This window comes from Nocardia sp. NPDC004068 (assembly GCF_042874315.1).
Lineage (GTDB): Bacteria > Actinomycetota > Actinomycetes > Mycobacteriales > Mycobacteriaceae > Nocardia.
Window position 1 is genome coordinate 409,769 of the sequence record NZ_JBIAMW010000004.1, and the last position, 20,794, is coordinate 430,562.

General features: G+C 70.4%; 18 protein-coding genes. 12 read left to right on the top strand and 6 right to left on the bottom strand.

The window, feature by feature from the left end:
• Window positions 1–215, bottom strand: a 215-nt coding sequence (locus tag ACFYTQ_RS12480) for a hypothetical protein (protein ID WP_387359831.1), incomplete at its 3' end; no start/stop codon positions are given.
• A gap of 599 nt (window positions 216–814) precedes the next feature.
• Between ACFYTQ_RS12480 and ACFYTQ_RS12485 the strand changes: the two genes are divergently transcribed.
• Genes ACFYTQ_RS12485 through ACFYTQ_RS12495 form a run of 3 tightly spaced genes read left to right on the top strand, consistent with a single transcriptional unit; the run spans window position 815 to window position 1,835 of the window.
• Complete coding sequence (locus ACFYTQ_RS12485; RefSeq protein ID WP_387359833.1) at window positions 815–1,234, top strand: hypothetical protein; 420 nt, start codon at window positions 815–817, stop codon at window positions 1,232–1,234.
• Window positions 1,235–1,259: 25 nt separating this feature from the next.
• Window positions 1,260–1,538, top strand: a complete 279-nt coding sequence (locus tag ACFYTQ_RS12490; RefSeq protein ID WP_387359835.1) for a hypothetical protein — start codon at window positions 1,260–1,262, stop codon at window positions 1,536–1,538.
• A gap of 9 nt (window positions 1,539–1,547) precedes the next feature.
• Window positions 1,548–1,835, top strand: coding sequence for a hypothetical protein (locus ACFYTQ_RS12495; protein WP_387359837.1), 288 nt, complete (start codon window positions 1,548–1,550; stop codon window positions 1,833–1,835).
• Here ACFYTQ_RS12495 and ACFYTQ_RS12500 read toward each other — a convergent pair whose 3' ends face one another.
• Together ACFYTQ_RS12500 and ACFYTQ_RS12505 are read right to left on the bottom strand one after the other, a co-directional pair.
• Complete coding sequence (locus ACFYTQ_RS12500) at window positions 1,836–3,065, bottom strand: hypothetical protein (RefSeq protein ID WP_387359839.1); 1,230 nt, start codon at window positions 3,063–3,065, stop codon at window positions 1,836–1,838.
• Window positions 3,066–3,171: 106 nt separating this feature from the next.
• Entirely contained in the window at window positions 3,172–3,939 is a 768-nt protein-coding gene (locus ACFYTQ_RS12505; RefSeq protein ID WP_387359841.1) for a crotonase/enoyl-CoA hydratase family protein, read from the bottom strand.
• Window positions 3,940–4,044: 105 nt separating this feature from the next.
• On the opposite strand from ACFYTQ_RS12505, the gene ACFYTQ_RS12510 reads away from it, so the two are divergent.
• The 3 genes from ACFYTQ_RS12510 to ACFYTQ_RS12520 all read left to right on the top strand — a co-directional run bounded on the left by ACFYTQ_RS12510 (window position 4,045) and on the right by ACFYTQ_RS12520 (window position 7,375).
• Window positions 4,045–4,641, top strand: a complete 597-nt coding sequence (locus tag ACFYTQ_RS12510) for a TetR/AcrR family transcriptional regulator (RefSeq protein ID WP_387359843.1) — start codon at window positions 4,045–4,047, stop codon at window positions 4,639–4,641.
• Window positions 4,642–4,650: 9 nt separating this feature from the next.
• Window positions 4,651–6,270: an acyl-CoA dehydrogenase family protein gene (locus tag ACFYTQ_RS12515; protein WP_387359845.1), complete on the top strand. Its 1,620-nt coding sequence runs from the start codon at window positions 4,651–4,653 to the stop codon at window positions 6,268–6,270.
• A 70-nt stretch (window positions 6,271–6,340) separates the two neighbouring features.
• Window positions 6,341–7,375 carry an epimerase gene (locus ACFYTQ_RS12520; protein ID WP_387359847.1) on the top strand — a complete coding sequence of 345 codons (1,035 nt, stop codon included), beginning with the start codon at window positions 6,341–6,343 and terminating at the stop codon, window positions 7,373–7,375.
• Here the strand turns inward: ACFYTQ_RS12520 and pgi are convergent.
• Complete coding sequence (gene pgi, locus ACFYTQ_RS12525; protein WP_387359849.1) at window positions 7,347–8,984, bottom strand: glucose-6-phosphate isomerase; 1,638 nt, start codon at window positions 8,982–8,984, stop codon at window positions 7,347–7,349. The genes ACFYTQ_RS12520 and pgi overlap by 29 nt on opposite strands.
• Window positions 8,985–9,057: 73 nt before the next feature.
• Between pgi and ACFYTQ_RS12530 the strand changes: the two genes are divergently transcribed.
• A complete protein-coding gene (locus tag ACFYTQ_RS12530) occupies window positions 9,058–10,509 on the top strand; it encodes an NAD-dependent succinate-semialdehyde dehydrogenase (RefSeq protein ID WP_387359851.1) in 1,452 nt (483 codons plus the stop codon).
• Between the two features lie 88 nt (window positions 10,510–10,597).
• On the opposite strand, the gene ACFYTQ_RS12535 is transcribed toward ACFYTQ_RS12530, so the two are convergent.
• Window positions 10,598–10,891, bottom strand: a complete 294-nt coding sequence (locus tag ACFYTQ_RS12535; protein WP_387359853.1) for a chorismate mutase — start codon at window positions 10,889–10,891, stop codon at window positions 10,598–10,600.
• Between the two features lie 303 nt (window positions 10,892–11,194).
• Between ACFYTQ_RS12535 and pcrA the strand changes: the two genes are divergently transcribed.
• Window positions 11,195–13,723 (top strand): DNA helicase PcrA, encoded by a 2,529-nt coding sequence (gene pcrA, locus ACFYTQ_RS12540; RefSeq protein WP_387359855.1) that lies wholly within the window; start codon window positions 11,195–11,197, stop codon window positions 13,721–13,723.
• 244 nt (window positions 13,724–13,967) lie between these two features.
• On the opposite strand, the gene ACFYTQ_RS12545 is transcribed toward pcrA, so the two are convergent.
• A complete protein-coding gene (locus ACFYTQ_RS12545; RefSeq protein ID WP_387359857.1) occupies window positions 13,968–15,083 on the bottom strand; it encodes a M23 family metallopeptidase in 1,116 nt (371 codons plus the stop codon).
• Window positions 15,084–15,612: 529 nt separating this feature from the next.
• Here ACFYTQ_RS12545 and sucC point away from each other — a divergent pair.
• The 4 genes from sucC (at window position 15,613) to ACFYTQ_RS12565 (ending at window position 20,748) form a co-directional block, all read left to right on the top strand.
• Window positions 15,613–16,794: an ADP-forming succinate--CoA ligase subunit beta gene (sucC, locus tag ACFYTQ_RS12550; RefSeq protein WP_387359859.1), complete on the top strand. Its 1,182-nt coding sequence runs from the start codon at window positions 15,613–15,615 to the stop codon at window positions 16,792–16,794.
• Window positions 16,795–16,807: 13 nt separating this feature from the next.
• On the top strand, window positions 16,808–17,755 hold the full coding sequence (gene sucD, locus ACFYTQ_RS12555) for a succinate--CoA ligase subunit alpha (RefSeq protein ID WP_387359861.1): 948 nt from the start codon (window positions 16,808–16,810) through the stop codon (window positions 17,753–17,755).
• Between the two features lie 299 nt (window positions 17,756–18,054).
• Entirely contained in the window at window positions 18,055–19,179 is a 1,125-nt protein-coding gene (locus ACFYTQ_RS12560) for a DUF5336 domain-containing protein (protein WP_387359863.1), read from the top strand.
• A gap of 114 nt (window positions 19,180–19,293) precedes the next feature.
• The gene (locus tag ACFYTQ_RS12565) at window positions 19,294–20,748 is read left to right on the top strand and encodes a DUF6350 family protein (RefSeq protein WP_387359865.1); all 1,455 of its coding nucleotides are present in this window, start codon (window positions 19,294–19,296) and stop codon (window positions 20,746–20,748) included.
• Window positions 20,749–20,794 lie beyond the last annotated feature (46 nt).

Here is a 20,794-nt window from a genome sequence, read left to right on the forward strand (position 1 = left end):
GCGTCCGCCCGAGCCTCCGCGTCCGCCCGAGCCTCCGCGTCCGCCGGAACCTCCGCGTCCGCCCGAGCCTCCGCGCCCGCCGGAACCTCCGCGCCCGCCGCATCCCCCGCGCCCGCCGGAACTGCCCGCGCCCCCGGTGCCACCGTGGCCGCCGAATCCACCCGAACCTCCGGGCATTCCGTGGCCGCCCCAACCCCCGGGTGGTCCGTGGCCACCCCAGCCTCCGGGGACTCCTGGTAACCCTTGGCCCCCGGTGCCGCCGGGTGCTCCTGGGACGCCGGGCAATCCCTGGCCCCCGGTGCCGCCGGGTGTGCCGGGTAACCCGCCCCCTCCGGGTGGTCCTGGAACGCCGGGTGACCCCTGGCCCCCTGTTCCGCCGGGAACGCCGGAAAACCCCTGGCCGCCGCGCAATCCGCAGTTGCCGAAGCCACCGGAGTGGCCGGGGACGGGATCGGCGGATCGGTCGCCGGGGCTCGGGTACTCGACGCCGGGTGACGGGCTGCCGCAGGTGCCGTCCGATGGTGCTGGCGGGCAGGCGAATTCGTGGCCATCCGGGAATGGTGCGGCCGGGGCGGATCGGCACGGGCTGGGGGACGCTCCCGGTGGGCACGGCAATGGGATGCCGCACGGTCCCGCTCCGGATTGGAGCGGTTCGCTGGCGAATTCGACTGGGACGCAACAGAACAACTGGGACGCGTCCTCTGGCGGCCACGATTCGCAGCAGCCGCAGGGGAACGGGATGCCGGGCACCCCCGCACCCCCGTTCGCGCCTCCATCCCCGGCGGGACGACCCTCGAACGGGCAGCGCCGCCGCATGTTCACCACCGCGCCCGCCGTGCCCTCGGCTCGGATCACCGTGCAGCCCTATGCCGGATTCGGGGAGTACTTGCAGCTGGATCCGGTGAGCGGGCGGTTGGAGCCGACGCCGATGGCGAGGCAGGCGCCCGGTGGTGTGTACGGTGAGCTCGACGGGGTGCGGGTGGTGTTCTATCGCGGGCCCGGCGGGCTGGCGTTGCGTGTGGGGGATCGGGTGGTCGATCTCGAGGATCACGCCGCGGCGGTGGTCTGGGACGGCGGGCCGGGCGGCGGGCGGACCCGATTCGCGGTCACCGTGGCGGGGGAGACCGTGAGTGAGCTGTGGTACCCGGCCGTGCCCGCGGATTTCGATGTCGGGCGGTTGGTCCGGGACGTGTGCGCGGACCCGGAACGTCGCGAACTCATCTTCGCGCGTTGACGATTCGGAACAGGAGCGAGAAACCATGCGCGAGGACCATCCATCCGACGACGACCTGCGCCGCGAGTTCGAGCGGGCGCTGGATTCGGTGTCGCGGGGTGCGGGCCTCACCTCCGAATCGGGGCTGGACGACGAGACCGAGAACGCCCTGTGGGCCATCGCCGACGCCCACCCGGACGTCCCCCCGGATCTGATCGAGGCCGCCCGCCGCGTCTTCGCCGCCCAGCTCGACGGCACCCACGCCCGGGACCAGGACGCGGAGCTGGATCGCCTGCTGGAAGAATTCGGTTCCGGAAACGACTGAGGAGATATCGTGCGCCTGAATCCCCCCACGGAAGAGGAGCTGCGCCGCGCCTTCGCCGAGGAACTGCGCTCGGCCCGCACCGGCGGCGGCCTGTCCACCGACACCGGCCTGGACAGCACGACCGAGGCCGCGCTCTGGGAGATCCTGCGCGCCTACCCGGACGTTCCCACCGCGCTCGTCGAGGAGGCCGAGCGCGCGTTCGCCGGTCAGCTCGACGGCACCAACGCGGCCGCGCGCAAGGTCCGGCTCGAGGAGATGTTCGAGCAGGTCAAACGGGAAGAGGGTCAGCGGCCCTGATCACCATGCCGCGCTCGGCAGGTCGAAGGCGGTGAGGGTGGCGGTGGCGAGGTCGCGCAGCGCCGCGTGCGAGTCGATCCGCTCGGGATCGAGGCTCACCAACGCCAGCGTGTAGGTGTGCGCGGTGCGCGACAGATACGCCGACAGCCGGGTGCGCGGCAGGACCGTGAGCCCGGGATGGATGGCCCGCGCGGCGACCCCGGTGCAGCGATGCGGCCCCAGCCGGGACAGCGACGCGGGCAGCACGCCGATATTGGAGCACAGGATGTCCCGCTCGCCCGCGCCGCGCGAGAGCGCGTAGGCCAGCCGGTCCGGCAGCACCTGGAGGATCTCCTCGGGCAGGCCGCCGGGGCTCGACATCCGGTATTCGTATGCGGCCCGGCACTTCTCGCGAATCGAGGCGGTGGTGTCCGCGCGGGTGACGGTGATCTCGGTCATCGCCATATCGTTGTCCACCCGCGACTCGGCCCGGGTGTCGACGGGCAGGCTGGCCGCGATATCGGGGGATCGAAAACCGCTGTCCCACAGCATGTGTGACACCACCTGCACGAACAAGCTGTTCGGCGTGCCGCCCCGGGCGGCGGCCGTCAACTCCCAATCGGCGGCGGGGATCTGGAGCACCGCGCTCGGCAACGGTCCGATTGCCCGGCGCACGTCGCCCGAAAGAGAACCCTTCGGCCGCTTCGGAACTCCGCTCCGCAACGCCTTCGCGGTCCCGCCCAGCACCGTCGCCCACTGCCGCCGCGCGTCCGCCCAATCCGATTGCGTCGCAACAACTTCCGTGCCACCTCGCCCGCGTAACGCCTGATCGACCGCGATCACCAGCCCGCGCCCGTCCGCCAGCGCGTGCGAACACGTCAGGCTGATCAGCGACCCCTTGTCCGCCAGCCGCGCCGCCGCCAGCCGCCAACCCGGCCCGAACTCCGGATCCAGATCGAAACCCTGCGCGTCCGCCCACTCCCACAGCTCCTCCGGGCGCAGCGGTCGCGGCGCGATCACCAGCGGATACGCGCGATCATTGGCCCGCCAGTACCGTCGCGCGCCCGGCACGCTCGGCCGCACCACCCGCCGCCCCAGCGGTCCCACCCGCAGCGCGGAATGCAACTGCCGCAACAACTCCGGATGCACCCGGTCGGCGGTCCGCCACAAACCTTGCAGCGCGATCGGCGTGCCCATGCCGCGGTGGGTACGCAGGAAGATCTCGTCGACGACGGTCAGCCGATTCGCCATGCCGTCATCGTGCCATCATCGGCGCGGCGGCCCCTTTCGCGGGCGATTGTCAGCGCGTTCTCGGTGACGGCACGCCAGGGGTGTGCGAACGAGCACCCGCGCGGGCTCAGGCCCGGCTGCCGTGGCGGCCCGCGCCCGAGGCGAAGCGTTGCGCACCCGCCAGGGCGCCGTCGGCGTCGGCGAGCGCGGTCATGCCGTGGCGCAGTTCGTTGCCGATCGCGGCGTCCTCGTCCAGGCCCCACTGCTCGAGCGCCGACAGCCGATCCGAGCGCAGGCAGGTCTGCGGCAGGGCCGCCAGCTCTGCGGCCAACGCCTCTGCGGCAGAACGGGATTCGCCCGGCGGCACCACCCGGTTCACCAGGCCCATCTGCAACGCCTCGGGCGCGCCGACCGCGCGGCCGGTGAGGATCATGTCCATGGCCCGGCCGGCCCCGACGATCCGCGGCAGCCGCACCGTGCCGCCGTCGATGAGCGGCACGCCCCAGCGGCGGCAGAACACGCCGAAGGTGGCGTCCTGCTCGGCGACCCGCAGATCGCACCAGAGCGCCAACTCCAGCCCGCCCGCCACCGCGTACCCCGACACGGCCGCGACGACCGGCTTGGACAGCCGCATCCGGGTCGGTCCCATCGGGCCGTCGCCGTCCGCGGTCACCTGGTTGGAGCGTTGCGTCCCAAGGGATTTCAGGTCCGCGCCCGCGCAGAAGGTGCCGCCCGCGCCCCACAGCACCGCCACCGCCGCCCCGGGATCGGCGTCGAATTCGCGGAACGCGTCGGCCAGGGCCGCCGCGGTCGGGCCGTCGACGGCATTGCGCGCCTCGGGCCGGTCGAGGATGACGGTGCACACCGGGCCGGTGCGCTCGATTCGTACGCTCATGACTGCGTCCCCTTCGGACCTGATCGGCAGGACCCTGCGTGGGCTCGACCATACGACGTAAACCCACCCTTGCGTCAAGAAATGAATTCGTGCTTCACTTCTTGCGTGGCCTACCGCAGAACCCCGGCCGTCCAGGCCCGGCTCGACGCCCAGGCGGGTGTGATCACGCACGCCGCCCGCAAGGTGCTCTCGCGCGAGGGGTTTTCGGGGTTGTCCATGGCCGCGGTCGCCGCCGAGGCCGGGGTGGCCACCGGCACGGTCTACAAGAACTTCAGCGGCAAGGCCGAATTGGTCACGGCCGTGTTCCGCGACGTCGTCACCGGTGAGGTGGCGGCGGTCGCCGCGGCCGGGGCCGAGGGCGGCGCGGTCGAGCGGGTCACCGCCGCGGTGGAGACCTTCGCCGGACGCGCGCTGAAGAATCCGAAGCTGGCGTACGTGCTGCTGGCCGAGCCCGTGGACGCGGCCGTCGACGCGGAGCGGCTACGGTTCCGGCGCGCCTTCGCCGAAACCTTCGAATCCGCGGTGGCCGCCGGTGTCGCCGCCGGTGAACTACCCCCGCAGGATCCCCGGATCAGCGCCACAGCCCTGGTGGGCGCCATCGGTGAGGTCCTGGTCGGACCGCTCGCCGAGGCGTTGCAGAGCGAGGCGCTGGTCCCCGAACTGGTCGCCTTCGCGCTGCGCGCCCTGGGACTGCACGAATAGGAGCTCCGCATGCCCACCCACGAAGTGTTCAATCAGGTTCCGCCGCTGGTCCCGTTCGACTTCTCCCGCAATCCGGCGCTGCTCGAGGGCCTGCACCGCGAGGGCGCGGGGTGGGCCGAACCGGAGGTGCGCGAATTGGGCGCGCTCGCAGGCGGTTTCGAGGCGCAGGAGTGGGGGCGGCTGACCAACGAGTACCCGCCGGTGCTGCGCACCCACGACCGGTACGGGCATCGGGTGGACGAGGTGGAGTTCCATCCGCACTGGCATCGGCTGATGGAAGTCGCGGTGGCGCACGGTCTGCACGGTTCGCCCTGGGTCGACGACCGTCCCGGCGCGCACGTCGCCCGCGCCGCCAAGTTCTACACCTGGGGCTTCGCCGACGCGGGCCACATGTGCCCGATCTCCATGACCTACGCGGTGATTCCGGCGCTGCGGCACAACCGCGAGTTGTCGCAGCGGTTCGAACCGCTGTTGGCCTCGCGCGTCTACGATTACGGCCTGCGCGAGCCCTCGACCAAGGCCGGGCTCATCGCGGGCATGTCGATGACCGAGAAGCAGGGCGGGTCCGACGTGCGGGCCAACACCACCACGGCCACCCCGCGCCCCGACGGCAGCTACCGGATCGTGGGCCACAAGTGGTTCACCTCCGCGCCCATGTCGGACATGTTCCTCACCCTCGCGCAGGCCCCGGGCGGGCTGTCGTGCTTCCTGCTGCCGCGGGTGCTGCCGGACGGCACGCGCAATTCCCTTCGGCTGCAACGGCTCAAGGACAAGCTGGGCAACAAGTCCAACGCCTCCTCGGAGATCGAGTACGAGGACGCGGTGGGCTGGCTGGTCGGCGCGGAGGGCGCGGGGGTGAAGACCATCATCGAGATGGTCAATATGACCCGCCTGGACTGCGTCATCGGATCGGCCACCGGAATGCGGGCCGGGGTGGTCCACGCCGTGCACCACGCGCGGCATCGCAAGGCGTTCGGGGCGGCGCTGATCGATCAGCCCGGCATGCGCAATGTCCTCGCCGATCTGGTGCTCGAATCCGAGGCGGCGACCACGGTCATGATGCGCCTGGCCGGGGCGACCGACCGCGCCTCGACCGATCCCGCGGAGGCCGCGCTGCGCCGCATCGCCCTGGCCGTCACCAAGTACTGGGTGTGCAAGCGGGCGCCGATGCACGCGGCCGAGGCGCTGGAATGCTTCGGCGGCAACGGGTATGTCGAGGAGTCGGGAATGCCCCGGTTGTATCGGGAGGCCCCGCTCATGTCGATCTGGGAGGGTTCGGGCAATGTCGCGGCCCTGGACGCCCTGCGCGCCATGGGCCGTCAGCCCGAGACTGTCGAGGCGTACTTCACCGAGGTCTCCCTCGCCCGCGGCGCCAACCACCACCTCGACGACGCCATCGACCGGATCGGCAAGGAACTCACCGATCTCACCGATATCGAATACCGCGCCCGGCGGGTGGTCGAGCTGATGGCGCTGGTGCTCCAGGGCGCTCAACTGGTCCGTCACGGCCACGCCGCCGTCGCGGACGCCTTCTGCGCCAGCCGTTTCGGCGGCGACTGGGGCATCGCCTTCGGCACGCTGCCGGTGGGTGTGGATACGGACGCGATCCTGGAGCGGGCGTTCGTGTAGGGCCCTCCGGGCCGTACCGGTGAGCAAGCACACGCTTCCCGTCGGGGCGGGGCGGGGGTTGTATCGAGGTATGACGAGTACAACGACGTACCGGGAGTTTCTGGCGATGCCGCGGGAGCGGCGGGCGGGGATCGAGCCGGACGAGGGGGCCCTGCGGGTCGTCATCGCGGGCGGCGCCGGGGCGCTGGGACGCAATATCGCGGCGGATCTGACCTGCCGGGGGCACGCGGTCACCATCCTGACGCGGCGGGTGGATCCGAATCTGCCCTTCGCGCAAGTGGTCTGGGACGGGCGTGGGCTCGGGGACTGGGTGCAGACCTTGCGCGGACCCGGCCCGGTGGCGGTGGTGAATCTCGCGGGCAAGCTCGTCGACTGCCGGCCCACCGAACGGAATATCGCCGAATTGCGGTCCAGCCGAGTCGATCCCACGGCCGCCCTGGTGGCCGCGTCCCGCACCCTGGACCGGCCCGTCGAGCGCTGGGTCCAGGCGAGCACGACGGCCATCTGGTCCGACGCGGGCGAAACCCGCTGCACCGAAACGACTCCGCTGCCCGTCGGCTTGCCGCAGATGACGGGGGTCGCCGAGCCCTGGGAGCGGGCGTCGGAGGGGGCGAACGCGACGCACCGGATCGTGCTGCGCACCTCGATCGTCCTGGACCCCGATGCGCCCGCGCTGAAACGCCTCGTCCAGCTCACGAGGGCCGGGCTGGGCGGCCGGATCGGCCGGGGCGACCAGTGGTTCAGCTGGATCCACCTCGCGGACTGGCTCACCCTCGTCCGCGCCGCCCTCGGACTGGAACCCGAGGTGCGCCTCCCCGACGGAATCCTCGTCGCCGCGACCGACCACCCCGTCCGCAACCGGGAACTCATGGCGGCCCTGCGCCGCCACCTGCGTCGCCCACCCGCGCCGCCGACGCCGGTCGGAGTGCTGCGACTCGGCGCGGTGCTGTTGCGCTCCGATCCCGCGCTGGGGCTCACCGGCCGCCATACCACCTCGGAGATCTTGCCCCGCACCGGTTTCCGCTTCCGCTACCCGACGCTGGACGAGGCGCTCAGCGATCTGCTGGCCGGCGCGGTCAGCGGTTCGCGCGGTACCAGCGGATGAGGGCGTCGGTGGACGAATCCGATTGGGGGGCGGGGTCTTCGATGGAGGTGAGCAGCGGCTCCAGCTCCAGGGCCTGTTGTTTGCCCAGCTCCACGCCCCACTGATCGAAGCTGTCGATGCCCCAGATCGTGCCCTCCACGAACACCTGATGTTCGTACAGCGCGATCAGCTGGCCCACCACCGAGGGGGTGAGCAGCGGGGCGAGAATCGTTGTGCTGGGGCGGTTTCCGGGCATCACCTTGTGCGGCACCAACTCCGGCGCGGTGCCCTCGGCGGCGATCTCCTCGGCGGACTTGCCGAAGGCGAGCACCTTGGTCTGCGCGAACAGATTGCTCATCAGTACGTCGTGCATGCTGCCCGTGCCGTCGCGGGTCGCGAGATCGTCGGTGGGACGGGCGAATCCGATGAAATCGGCGGGGATCAGCCGGGTGCCCTGGTGCAGCAGCTGATAGAAGGCGTGCTGGCCGTTGGTGCCGGGCTCACCCCAGAAGATCTCGCCCGTCGAGGTGGTCACCGGGGTGCCGTCCGCGCGCACCGACTTGCCGTTGGACTCCATCGTCAACTGCTGCAGGTACGCGGGGAAACGCGCCAGATCGTTCGAATACGGCAGCACCACACGGGATTCCGCGCCGAAGAAGTTCGAGTACCAGACGCCGAGCAGCCCCAGCAGCACCGGCGCGTTCGCGGCCAGCGGCGCGGTGCGGAAGTGCTCGTCGACGGCGTGCATCCCGGCCAGGAACTCCGCGAACCGCTCCTTGCCGATGGTTGCCATCACCGACAGGCCGATCGCCGAATCCACCGAATAGCGGCCGCCGACCCAGTCCCAGAAGCCGAACATGTTCGCGGTGTCGATGCCGAACTCCGACACCCGCTCGGCATTGGTGGACACCGCGACGAAATGCTTGGCGACCGCGTCCTCACCGAGCGCGGCGGTCAGCCAGCGCCGCGCGGCGGTCGCGTTGGTGAGCGTCTCCAGCGTCGAAAACGTCTTGGACGCAACGATGAACAGCGTGGTCGCGGGATTGAGGCCGTCGAGTTTCGCGATCAGATCCGCGGGGTCGATATTGGACACGAACCGCGCCGCGACGCCCGCGTCGGCGTAGTGCCGCAACGCCTGATGCACCATGACCGGGCCCAGATCCGACCCGCCGATGCCGATATTGACCACCGTGTGGATGCGCTCGCCGGTCGCGCCCCGCCACTCGCCGGACCGCAGCGCGTCGGTGAACTCGCCCATCCGGCGCAGCACCTCGTGCACCTCGGCGCCCGCGTCCGCGCCGTCGATGGTCATCGACTCGCCCGGTGGCAGGCGCAGCGCGACATGGCCGACCGCGCGGTCCTCGGAGGTGTTGATGTGCGCGCCCGCGAACATGGCGTCCCGGCGGCCCGCGACATCGGCCGCCTCCGCCAATTGCACCAGCAGATCGAGGGTTTCGCGAGTGACGCGGTGCTTGCTGTAGTCGATGTGCAGATCCGCCACCCGCAGGGTCAGCTCGCGGCCGCGGTCGGGATCGTCGGCGAACAGATCGCGCAGATGGCGCTCGGCCACGGCCGAATGATGATCGTGCAGTTTCCGCCAGGCCGCCGTCGCGGTGATGTCGCTGCTCACGTGTGCCGAGATTACCGTGGGCGGCGCTCGTGTGCAGCCACCCGCGCGCCGCGGTCCGGCCTAGGCTGGATTCATGGTGTCCGAAACCGAACTCCTCGCATCCGTTCCCACGCAGCTCTGGATCGGCGGGCCGGTGGCCGCCACCGGCGGCGCCACCTTCCCGGTCGAGAATCCGGCCACCGGCGAACCGCTCACCCACGTCGCCGACGCCACGCCCGAGGACGCCGTGCGCGCCCTGGACGCGGCCGTGGCGGTGCAGCAGCAGTGGGCCGCCACGCCCGCCCGCGAACGCGGGGAGATCCTGCGCGCGGTCTACGAGGCCATCGTCGCGCGCACCGAGGAGTTCGCGCTGCTGATGACCCTCGAGATGGGCAAGGCGCTGTCGGAGAGCCGCAACGAGGTGCGCTACGGGGCCGAGTTCTTCCGCTGGTTCTCCGAGGAGGCCGTGCGCGTGCACGGCCGCTATCAGACCGCGCCCACCGGCACCGGGCGCATCGTGGTGCACAAGCAGCCGGTCGGGCCGTGCCTGGCCATCACGCCGTGGAACTTCCCGCTGGCCATGGGAACTCGCAAGATCGGCCCGGCCCTGGCCGCGGGCTGCACGATGATCGTCAAACCCGCCTCGGCCACGCCGTTGACCATGCTCTACCTGGCGAAGCTGTGTTCCGAGGCCGGACTGCCCGACGGCGTGCTGTCGGTGATCACCAGCAGCCGGTCCTCGGCGGTGACCGAACCGCTGCTCGACGATTCGCGGCTGCGCAAGCTCACCTTCACCGGTTCGACCGCGGTCGGCAAGAAGCTGGTGGAGAAGTCGGCGAACAAACTGCTGCGCACCTCGATGGAACTCGGCGGCAACGCGCCGTTCGTGGTGTTCGACGACGCCGACATCGACGCGGCCGTCGAGGGCGCGATGCTGGCCAAACTGCGCAACGGCGGCGAGGCGTGCACCGCGGCCAACCGCTTCCACGTGCACAACGCGGTCCGCGCGGAGTTCACCGAGAAGTTCGCCGCGGCTATGCGCAAGGTGCGGCTGGGCGCGGGGGCGGATCCGGAGACGACGCTCGGCCCGCTGATCAACGACGAACAGCTCACCACGGTCACCGAACTCGTCGACGACGCCGTCGGCAAGGGCGCCACCGCGCGCCTCGGCGGCAAGGCCGAGGGCGGGCCCGGGTACTTCTACCCCGCGACCATCCTCACCGACGTGCCCACCGACGCGCGCATCCTGCGCGAGGAGGTGTTCGGCCCGGTCGCTCCCATCGTCGGATTCGACACCGAGGAGGAGGGCCTGGCCGCCGCCAACGACACCGAATTCGGTTTGGTCGCATACATTTACACCCGCGACCTGAACCGCGCCCTGCGCGTCGCGGAGGGACTCGAGAGCGGCATGGTCGGCGTCAATCGCGGCGTGATCTCCGATCCGGCCGCGCCCTTCGGCGGGGTCAAGGAGTCCGGGTTCGGCCGCGAGGGCGGCTTCGAGGGCATCGAGGAGTACCTGTCCACGAAGTACATCGCCCTCCAGTGAGACGAAAAGGGGCCGCCCCGGGGTCGGAACACCCGGGGCGGCCTCGAGGTCGCGTCGCTCGATGAACGCCGCGTGGTCTGTGGGTCGGTCAGTGACCGAGTCGGCCGCGGCCCAGCCGCAGCAGCAGCATGGCCAGCGTGTGGCCCTCCTGGCCCAGTTCGCTGAAGCGCTCCAGCACCTTCATCTCGCGGGAGTGAACCAGGCGGGGGCCGCCGTTGGCCATGCGGGTGCGGCCGATCATGCGGGAAATCTCGGTGCGCCGCTTGATGGCGGCGAGGATCTCTGCGTCGAGCCGGTCGATTTCCTTGCGGAGCTTGTCGATCTCCGCCTCGCTGCTGGGCAGCGCGGAATCCGACCCGGTCGCGGTCGTAGAGGTGCTCATACTTTCTCTCCTCGTGTCAGAAACTCGATCGGCAGGCGGCCCCGACCCGTTACCGATCGGTTCTTTCACCGTGAATCAGACCCGGTGGGCCTTTCATTGTCCCCCGACGATTGTGCACTCAGGTGCACGATCGGTGATCAAGATTGCCAGTAACCGCCCCGATTGCAGAGGTCGCGTGAGCGCTGGTCATGTGGCCAGTCTGCCACGGGGTCCAAACGAAGCAAAACATTTTCAGTTGAGAGGCGGCTGAGAACGAGCCGGGACTACATCCGTGTCGGTGCCCGCCGGTAGCGTTGATGGGCGATGGATACCACGGTGGCTGACAGGGCACGCGGCGCACGCGCGCGCGACAAGGGGCGAGACGACCGGGACGGCGAGAGCGCGGCCGAGCGCCTGCTGGCGGGGCTCAACCCGCAGCAGCGGGCCGCGGTCCTGCACACGGGTTCCCCGCTGCTGATCGTGGCGGGCGCGGGCTCGGGCAAGACGGCCGTGCTGACCCGCCGCATCGCCTACCTGCTGGACGCGCGCGGGGTCACCCCCGGGCAGATCCTGGCCATCACGTTCACCAACAAGGCCGCGGCCGAGATGCGCGAGCGCGTCGCCGGTCTGGTCGGCCCGCGCGCGGCCGCCATGTGGGTGTCGACCTTCCACTCCAGCTGCGTGCGCATCCTGCGCACCCAGGCCGCCCTGCTGCCCGGCCTGAACTCCAACTTCTCCATCTACGACGCCGACGACTCCCGTCGCCTGCTGGCCATGGTCGGCCGCGATCTGGATCTGGACGCCAAGAAGTACTCGCCGCGCCTGCTCGCCACCGCCATCTCCAATCTCAAGAACGAGCTCATCGATCCCGAAACCGCCACGGCGGACGCGGAATCCGACGAGTCCGAACTGCCCCGCATCGTCGCGCAGGTCTACACCGAGTACCAGCGGCGGCTGCGCGCGGCCAACGCCCTGGACTTCGACGATCTGATCGGCGAGACGGTCGCGCTGTTGCAGAACCACCCCCAGGTCGCCGAGTACTACCGCCGCCGCTTCCGGCACGTTCTGGTCGACGAGTACCAGGACACCAACCACGCGCAGTACGTGCTCGTGCGCGAGCTGGTGGGCCACCACGCGGCCCTCGACGACACCGACGCGGGCGCGGCCGCGGCCGATCCGGAGTTCACCCCGGCCGGGCGCGAGGCGGTGCCGCCGAGCGAGCTGTGCGTGGTGGGCGACGCCGACCAGTCCATCTACGCCTTCCGCGGGGCGACCATCCGCAATATCGAGGAGTTCGAGCGCGACTTCCCGGACGCGGAAATCATTCTGCTGGAACAGAATTACCGCTCCACCCAGCACATCCTGTCCGCGGCCAACGCGCTCATCTCGCGCAACGAGGGCCGCCGGGAGAAGAAGCTGTGGACCGACGCGGGCGAGGGCGATCTGATCGTCGGCTACGTCGCCGACAACGAGCACGACGAGGCGTCGTTCGTGGCCCGCGAGATCGACCGGCTGGTCGACCAGGGCGACTACAACTACGGCGATGTGGCGGTGTTCTACCGCACCAACAACAACTCCCGCGCGCTGGAGGAGATCTTCATCCGAATGGGGCTGCCGTACAAAGTGGTCGGCGGGGTGCGGTTCTACGAGCGCAAGGAGGTCCGCGACATCGTGGCCTACCTGCGCGTGCTGGAGAATCCGGACGACGCGGTGAGCCTGCGCCGCATCCTCAACACCCCGCGCCGCGGCATCGGCGACCGGGCCGAGGCGTGCGTGGCCGTGCACGCCGAACAGCGCGGCGTCGGTTTCGCCCAGGCCCTGCGGGAGGCCGCGGACGGCAAGGTCGCGTTGCTGAACACCCGTGCGCAACGGGCGATCTCGGGCTTCCTGGACCTGCTCGACGAGATCCGCGCGGCGGGCGTGCAGGAGGATCTGGAGTTCCCGGACGTGGGTTCGGTGGTCGACGCCGTGCTGGACAAGACCGGCTACCGGCTGGAGCTGGAGTCCTCCGACGATCCGCAGGACGGGGCGCGACTGGACAACCTCAACGAATTGGTCAGCGTCGCACGGGAATTCAGCTCCGAGGCGCGCAACAACGTGGAGGCCGCGCGCGCCGAGGGACTGGTGCCCGAGGTCGGCGAGGGCGAGCCGGAGCCGGGGTCACTGGCGGCGTTCCTGGAGCGGGTGTCGCTGGTGGCCGACACCGATCAGATCCCCGACGAGGGCGCGGGCGTGGTGACGCTGATGACCCTGCACACCGCCAAGGGCCTGGAGTTCCCGGTGGTGTTCGTGACCGGCTGGGAGGACGGGCAGTTCCCGCACATGCGCGCGCTCGGCGACCCGGCCGAACTGGCCGAGGAGCGCCGCCTCGCCTACGTGGGCATCACCCGGGCCCGGCGGCGGCTGTATCTCACCCGCGCGGTGGTCCGCTCCGGCTGGGGGCAGCCGGTGTCGAACCCGGAATCGCGCTTCCTGCAAGAGATTCCGGGCCACCTGGTGGATTGGCAGCGGCTCGAACCCGCGAATTCCCCGCAGGCGCGCGGCTTCCGGCGCCGAGGCGAGGACGAGGGCCTCGAGCGCGACTGGACCCGCGGCGACGGCTGGTCCGATCAGCGCCCCGGCCTGCGCGGCGACCGCGGCCCCCGCCGCCCGGCCCCGGGCGGCGCGGGCAAGCGCAACAACACGGATCTCGTATTGGCCGTGGGCGACCGGGTCAGCGACGACAAGTACGGCCTGGGCCGGGTGATCGCGGCCGAGGGCTTCGGTTCCCTCGCCACGGTGACCATCGACTTCGGCACAGCCGGAAAGATCCGCCTGATCCCCCAGTACAGCCGGACGCTGGTGAAGCTGTAGGAGCCTCGGGTCCCGGGACGCGTCCGTGCCGGGACCCGATTCGCCTGAGCGCGGCGGATTCGGCCCGCTGGGGTGTGGTCCGAGCGCGTGAGGTTCAGTCCCGGCTGAGGCGTATCGCCTGGGCGCGTGGGGTTCAGCCTCGCTGGGGTGTATCGCCTAGGCGCGCGGCGACTCGGCCTCGCTGGGGAATGGCTTGGGCGCGTTGCCGATTCGGTCCCGTTCGGGTGCTCGACCGAGTGCGGGGTCAGTCCCGTTCGGGGCCCAGGGAGATGCCGCGGGAGGCGAGCCAGGGGAGGGGGTCGATCTTGTCGCTGCCGTTGAGCCAGACCTCGAAGTGGCAGTGGGGGCCGGTGGAGAAGCCGCGGTTGCCGACGGTGGCGATCTGGTCGCCCGCCATGACGCGTTGGCCGACGGAGACCGTGGTGGTGTCGACGTGGCCGTAGACGGTGATGGTGCCGTCGTCGTGGCGCAGCCGTACCCACATGCCGAAGCCGGAGGCGGGCCCGGCGTCGATGACCGTGCCGTCCTCGACGGCGTAGATCGGGGTGCCGATGGGGGCGGCGATGTCGACGCCGAGATGCTGCACGCCCCACCGGCTGCCGAAGCCCGAGGTGAACGTGCCGTTGGCGAATTTGGAGAACAGCGGCCGCAGCTTGGCGGCCTCCTGGGCGGCGAGTTCGGCGGCGTACTGCTGGCCGTGGGCCAGGATGTCCTGGAACTGGCTCAGGTCCGCGACCGGGGCCGCGTTGAGGATCTGGGGGGAGGCCGAGGTGCCCGGGGCGTCGGTGCTGACGGCCTGGGCGGCGATCTCGTGCACCTGCCCGGCGGCCTCATAGTCGGCGGTCGCGGTGTGCTGCTTCTCGCCCGAGGCCATTCCGGCCTGTCCGGCGGCGACGACCGCGCCCGCGGCGACGGCCACGACGGCCGCGCGACCCTTGAGAGCGGCCGGGGGAGCGGGCATGCGATGGGCGCCGGAGCGCCGGGGGGTGGACCGCTCGGGGCGCGAATCCCGTTGCGGCCAGGCGTCTTTCAGCCGGGCCAGGGTGAACGGGCGGCCCTCGTCGGGGTGGTCGTCGTGGTCGTCGTCCGCGTCGTGGGAATCCCAGGCGTCCCACTGGTCGTCGGTCTCGCCCGCGTCCCAGGAGTTCTCGACCGGATCCCACTGGCCGGTGTCCACGTCGTTCCAGTCGCGGGCGTCGGACTGCCGCCACGCGTCGGCCGGATCGGGTTGCGGCGGAGCGTATCCGCCGAAGGAGCCCGCGTCGCCGAAGTACGGATGGGTGCCGAAGGTATCGCTCTCCGGCCGATAACGTCCGGCCGACTGCGCGCGATGACTGTGCTGGAAAGGACTGCTGCTCATCGCTGATGTTCCGGTTCGCGCGGGGAACGAATGGACGACGGGGCAATCGACGACAGAGATGAGCGGCTCGCCACCTGCGGAGCGCTGTGCTGCAACAAGCCTGCCGTCCCTCCTTAGTCCCCGACCTCGAGGTCGTGACCGTGTTGTGACATCGACCGCATCGACGGTAACGAAACGATTGCAACCGGGCAAGCGCTGCGGCCGTTCTGTCCAAACATGTGAGATTGATCACGGTAACAGCGCGGAATACGGATCTGTGCTGCCGGGTAATCCACGACCCATCGCCGTCGGCGATTCCCCCCGAAAATACTCGCGCGCCCGCTCGCTCGCCGCTCGCCCGGAAGCTACTCGCGAGTAGGCTTGGCCAGGGGTTTTGTCGACCGGATGCGGGGTCGTGACCTGCGCCACTTAGGCTGTATGCGGCTGATTTCGCCTCACTGTGACTGGTTAGAGTCCGACCCGAGCCCCCTCCGACGACGGGCCACCAACAAAGTCGTTGTCACAACAACGCAGACGAGACGGTGAGTACATGGATCTCTTCGAATATCAGGCGAAGGAGCTCTTCGTGAAGCACGGAGTGCCTTCGTCGGAAGGCCGGGTCACGGACTCGGCCGAGGACGCCCGTGCGATCGCGACCGAAATCGGTAAGCCTGTGATGATCAAGTCGCAGGTCAAGGTCGGTGGCCGCGGCAAGGCCGGTGGCGTCAAGTACGCCGCGACCCCGGAGGACGCCTTCACGCACGCGTCCAACATCCTGGGCCTGGACATCAAGGGCCACATCACCAAGAAGATCCTGGTCGCCGAAGCGAAGGACATCGCCGAGGAGTACTACATCTCCTTCCTGCTCGATCGCGCCAACCGCACCTACCTGGCCATGTGCTCGGTCGAGGGCGGCATGGAGATCGAAGAGGTCGCCGCCACCAAGCCGGACCGGCTGGCCAAGGTTCCCGTCGACGCGGTCGAGGGCGTGGATCTGGCGTTCGCGCGGTCCATCGCCGAGCAGGGCCATCTGCCCGCCGACGTGCTGGACGCCGCCGCGGTGACCATCCAGAAGCTGTGGGAGGTCTTCGTCAACGAGGACGCCACCCTGGTCGAGGTCAACCCGCTGGTCCGCACCCCCGACAACGAGATCCTGGCCCTCGACGGCAAGGTCACCCTGGACGAGAACGCCTCGTTCCGGCACCCCGATCACGCCGAGTTCGCGGACCGCGACGCCACCGATCCGCTGGAGCTCAAGGCCAAGGAGAACGACCTCAACTACGTCAAGCTCGACGGCGAGGTCGGCATCATCGGCAACGGCGCGGGCCTGGTCATGTCGACCCTGGACGTCGTCGCCTACGCGGGCGAGAACCACAACGGCGTCAAGCCCGCCAACTTCCTGGACATCGGCGGCGGCGCGTCGGCCGAGGTGATGGCCAACGGTCTGGACGTCATCCTGAACGACGCGCAGGTCAAGAGTGTGTTCGTGAACGTGTTCGGCGGTATCACCGCGTGTGACGCCGTGGCCAACGGCATCGTGAAGGCCCTGGAGATCCTGGGCGACGAGGCCAACAAGCCGCTGGTGGTCCGGCTCGACGGCAACCGCGTCGAGGAGGGCCGCAAGATTCTCGCCGACGCCAACCACCCGCTGGTGACGCTGGCGCAGACAATGGACGAAGGCGCAGATAAAGCGGCCGAGCTGGCCTCCACTTCCACCGCGACGGCCAAGTAAGGAACATTCCGAAATGTCTATCTTCCTGAACAAGGACTCCAAGGTCATCGTCCAGGGCATCACCGGCGGCGAGGGCACCAAGCACACCGCGCTGATGCTGAAGGCGGGCACCCAGGTCGTCGGCGGCGTGAACGCGCGCAAGGCCGGGACCACCGTCTCGCACGTCGCCAAGGACGGCAGCGACGTCGAATTGCCCGTGTTCGCTTCGGTTTCCGAGGCGATCGAGAAGACCGGCGCGGACGTGTCGATCGTCTTCGTGCCGCCGAAGTTCGCCAAGGACGCCATCATCGAGGCCATCGACGCGGAGATCCCGCTGCTCGTGGTCATCACCGAGGGAATCCCGGTGCAGGACACCGCCTATGCGTGGGCCTATAATCTGGAGAAGGGCGCTCGTGCCAATGGGGGCTCCGCAAGCTCCGCCCCGAAGACCCGCATCATCGGCCCGAACTGCCCCGGCATCATCACCCCCGGCGAGTCGCTGGTCGGCATCACCCCGGCCAACATCACCGGCAAGGGCCCGATCGGCCTGGTGTCCAAGTCCGGCACGCTGACCTACCAGATGATGTACGAGCTGCGCGATTTCGGCTTCTCGACCTCCATCGGCATCGGCGGCGACCCGGTCATCGGCACCACCCACATCGACGCCATCGAGGCGTTCGAGAAGGACCCCGAGACCAAGCTGATCGTCATGATCGGTGAGATCGGCGGCGACGCCGAGGAGCGGGCCGCGGCCTACATCAAGGCCAATGTCACCAAGCCGGTCGTCGGCTACGTCGCGGGCTTCACCGCCCCCGAGGGCAAGACCATGGGCCACGCGGGCGCCATCGTCTCCGGCTCCTCGGGCACCGCCGCGGCCAAGAAGGATGCGCTCGAGGCCGCGGGCGTCAAGGTCGGCAAGACGCCGTCCGAGACCGCCGCCCTCGCGCGGGAGATCCTCGAAAAGGCCGCGGTCAACGCGTAATTCGCCGATGTCGTGAGAGAAGAAGGCCGCCTCCGTCGGAGGCGGCCTTCGCCGTCGTGGGCGTTCCGGCGGATCATCAGGGCGCCGGGAACAAGTGGCACAATCCCAGCGTCCGCACGACCGTGCAGAAGACTTCGGAAAGATCCATGGCTACCTCCATTCCTCTCGACCGCATCACGACGCGGACGGCGGACGGGTTCACCGGGTTCGCGCAATCGTGACCGGAACGCCCGAGTGCAGTAGCGTCGAGAGGGCATCCAGCCGTGTAGACCATGAAGGACTCGTTAGGAGACGACGCCATGTCTTACCCGACCGGGGGCTCCGGGTACAACGCACCCAACTCGACGCCCTCGTCCGCGCCCAATTACGGTTCCGGCGCTGGATCCGCGCCCGCGAGCCCGAGCGCCGCGAGTGGCCCGAGTGGCTCGAGTGCCAAGGGCCTGCCGTTCTATCTGACCGTCGGCGTCGCCGCGCTGGGCGTCATCAACTTCCTGCTCGGCTTCACCGCGTACGCGACGTTCAAGCCGGGCGACGGCGGCTCGCTGGGTCTGCGCATTCCGGAGACTACCGCCAACTTCTTCAAGGCCGGGGGCATCTCCCCGCTGCTGGCGCTGCTGCTGCTCGGCGGCCTGCTCGCCGGACTGTCGCTGCTGCCCAAGCAGAACTGGGTGGGCGCGGCCGCGGCGGCGGCCGGTGCGGGCTTCCTCGGCCTGCTGTTCCAGTCGCTCAGCCTCGGTGACGGGTACAGCCTGGCCTGGGGCGCCTGGGTCGTGCTGTTCCTGAGCCTGGTCCAGACCGCGGCGGCCGTGGTCGCGGTGCTGTTCGAGTCGGGCGTGCTGAGCCCGCCCGCGCCCAAGCCCGCCGCCGCGCAGAGCGGATTCGGCGCGCAGAGCGGCGGTTTCGGCCAGCAGTCCTACGGCCAGCAGCAGAGCCAGCCCGCCCAGCAGCAGTTCGGCCAGGGCCAGCAGACCCCGGCGGCCTACGGTCAGTACGGCCAGCAGCCCGGCTATGGGCAGCAGGCGGCGGGTCAGCAGTCGGCCTACGGCCAGTACGGCCAGACCCAGCAGCCGTCCTACGGCCAGCAGCAGTACGGGCAGCAGCAGTACGGCCAGACCCAGCAGTACGGGCAGACCCAGCAGCCGTCCTACGGTCAGACCGGCCCGCAGGCGTACGGCCAGCAGCAGCAACAACAACAGCAGCGGCCGCAGCAGCAGCCCGCGGGTGACGAGAGCGCCACGCAGCACTTCGGCGCGACCCAGTCGGGCCAGCAGTACGGCACCCCGTCCTACGGCCAGTCCGCCCAGCCCGGTCAGCCGGGTCAGGGCCAGGCGCAGAGCGGGCAGGCGAGCCCGTTCGGCGGCGAGCAGAACGCCAACCCGGCCGCGGACGCCACCAAGGCGTTCCGCCCCGAGGACGACAAGTAATCGCTGACGTCAGCGAGTCGGGCGCGGCCTTCGCGGCGCGCCTGACTCGCCGACGCGCGTCGACCTGTCACCCTGAATGACCGTGGGCGAGCGCGGGACCGGAGGGAGGGCCGCATGAGGTCGTCGATGGTCGGATGGGACGAATCCGGGCAGCGGCGGGCGGACCCCGAGCGGGAGCCGCGACCCCCCGAGGACAATCTGTTCCTCTCCCTCACCCCCGAGCGGGCCAAGGTCCTGCTCATCGTCGCCGCGCGCACCTCGAGTTTCACCGTCGTGGCCATCGTCGCGCTGGTGCTCGTGACGCTGTTCGCCGCGGGCAGCGGACTCACCGGCGCCTCCGGCGCGATCGCCGCGTCCTGGCTTGCGGTGCACCAGGTTCCGGTGGTCATCGGCTCGACCACGCTCGGCGTGCTGCCGCTGCTGCCGACGGGTCTGGTGGTCTGGTTCGCCGCGCGGGACTGCGCGCGGGCGGTGGAACCGAACTCGTCGCGCATCGATCTCGGCTGGATCGTCGGCGCGGCGCTGTCCGGACCCTTCCTGATCACCGCGGTGTGCCTGGCCGTGGCCGAGGACGCCGCCTCGGTGGTGGCGCTGCGGCCGCCGAACACGTTGGCGGCCTTCGGCTGGGTGATCGGGCTGCATCTGTTCGCGGCGGTGGCGGGCATCCTGTCCCGGCGGCCGGAACTCGTCACCCCGTATCTGCCCGACTGGGCGCTGCCGGGTGCGCGCGCGGCCCTGCGGGCGGTGCAGCGGCTGCTGTTCGCCGGGACCGTGCTGACCCTGATCTCGTTTCTCGCGCACTGGTCGCGGATCGGTGAAACCTACAGTGCCGCAGGCAATTTCGCGGGTGTCGCCGGGCTGACCGCGCTCTCGCTGGCGTATCTGCCCAATGTCGTGATCGACGCGACGAGCGTGCTGCTCGGCGCGGACGTCCATCTCGGGGTGGGCTCGCTGAGCCTGTTCTCCGTTGCGGGCGCGCCCATTCCGGCCCTGCCCATCCTGGTGTCGGTGCCCGCCGGGCCCGCCGCCGCGTGGTGGCCGGTGCTGCTGGTGATTCCGGCGGCGGTCGGCGCGCTGGCCGGATCGGACTGCGCCCGCGACTCCGGCGACGGAATCCGCACGCCCTGGTCGACGCTCACCGCGGCGGGACTGTCCGCGCTGGCCGTGGCGCTGCTCGGCGTGGTGGCCGGGGGCGCGGCCGGATCCTTCGGCGACCTCGGGCCCGGGGTGTGGCTCTCGGCGGGGCTCACCCTGGTCTGGCTGGTCCTCGCCGGATATCTCGGCCTGCTCGCGGCGCGCTGGTTCCCGGCCAGGCCCCGAGCGCGGCGCGCGGCGCCCGAACCCGTCTACGACGACGAGTACGACGAGGACGCCTACGACGACTACCCCGAGGACGGCTACACCTACGAACCCGACCGCGACGGTTCGATCGTCGACGGCGAGGTGATCGAGGAACCGCCCGCGCTCGTCTCCCCGGCCGCCGCGAAGGCCGCCGAGAACACCGAGATCCTGGACGCGGAAGTGGTGGAGCCGGACCTGCCGGACGGTCGCCGAACCGACGGTCGTTAGGCTTTCATACGGCGGCCCGCGCCGGCCGCCGTCTTCCCACCCCGCC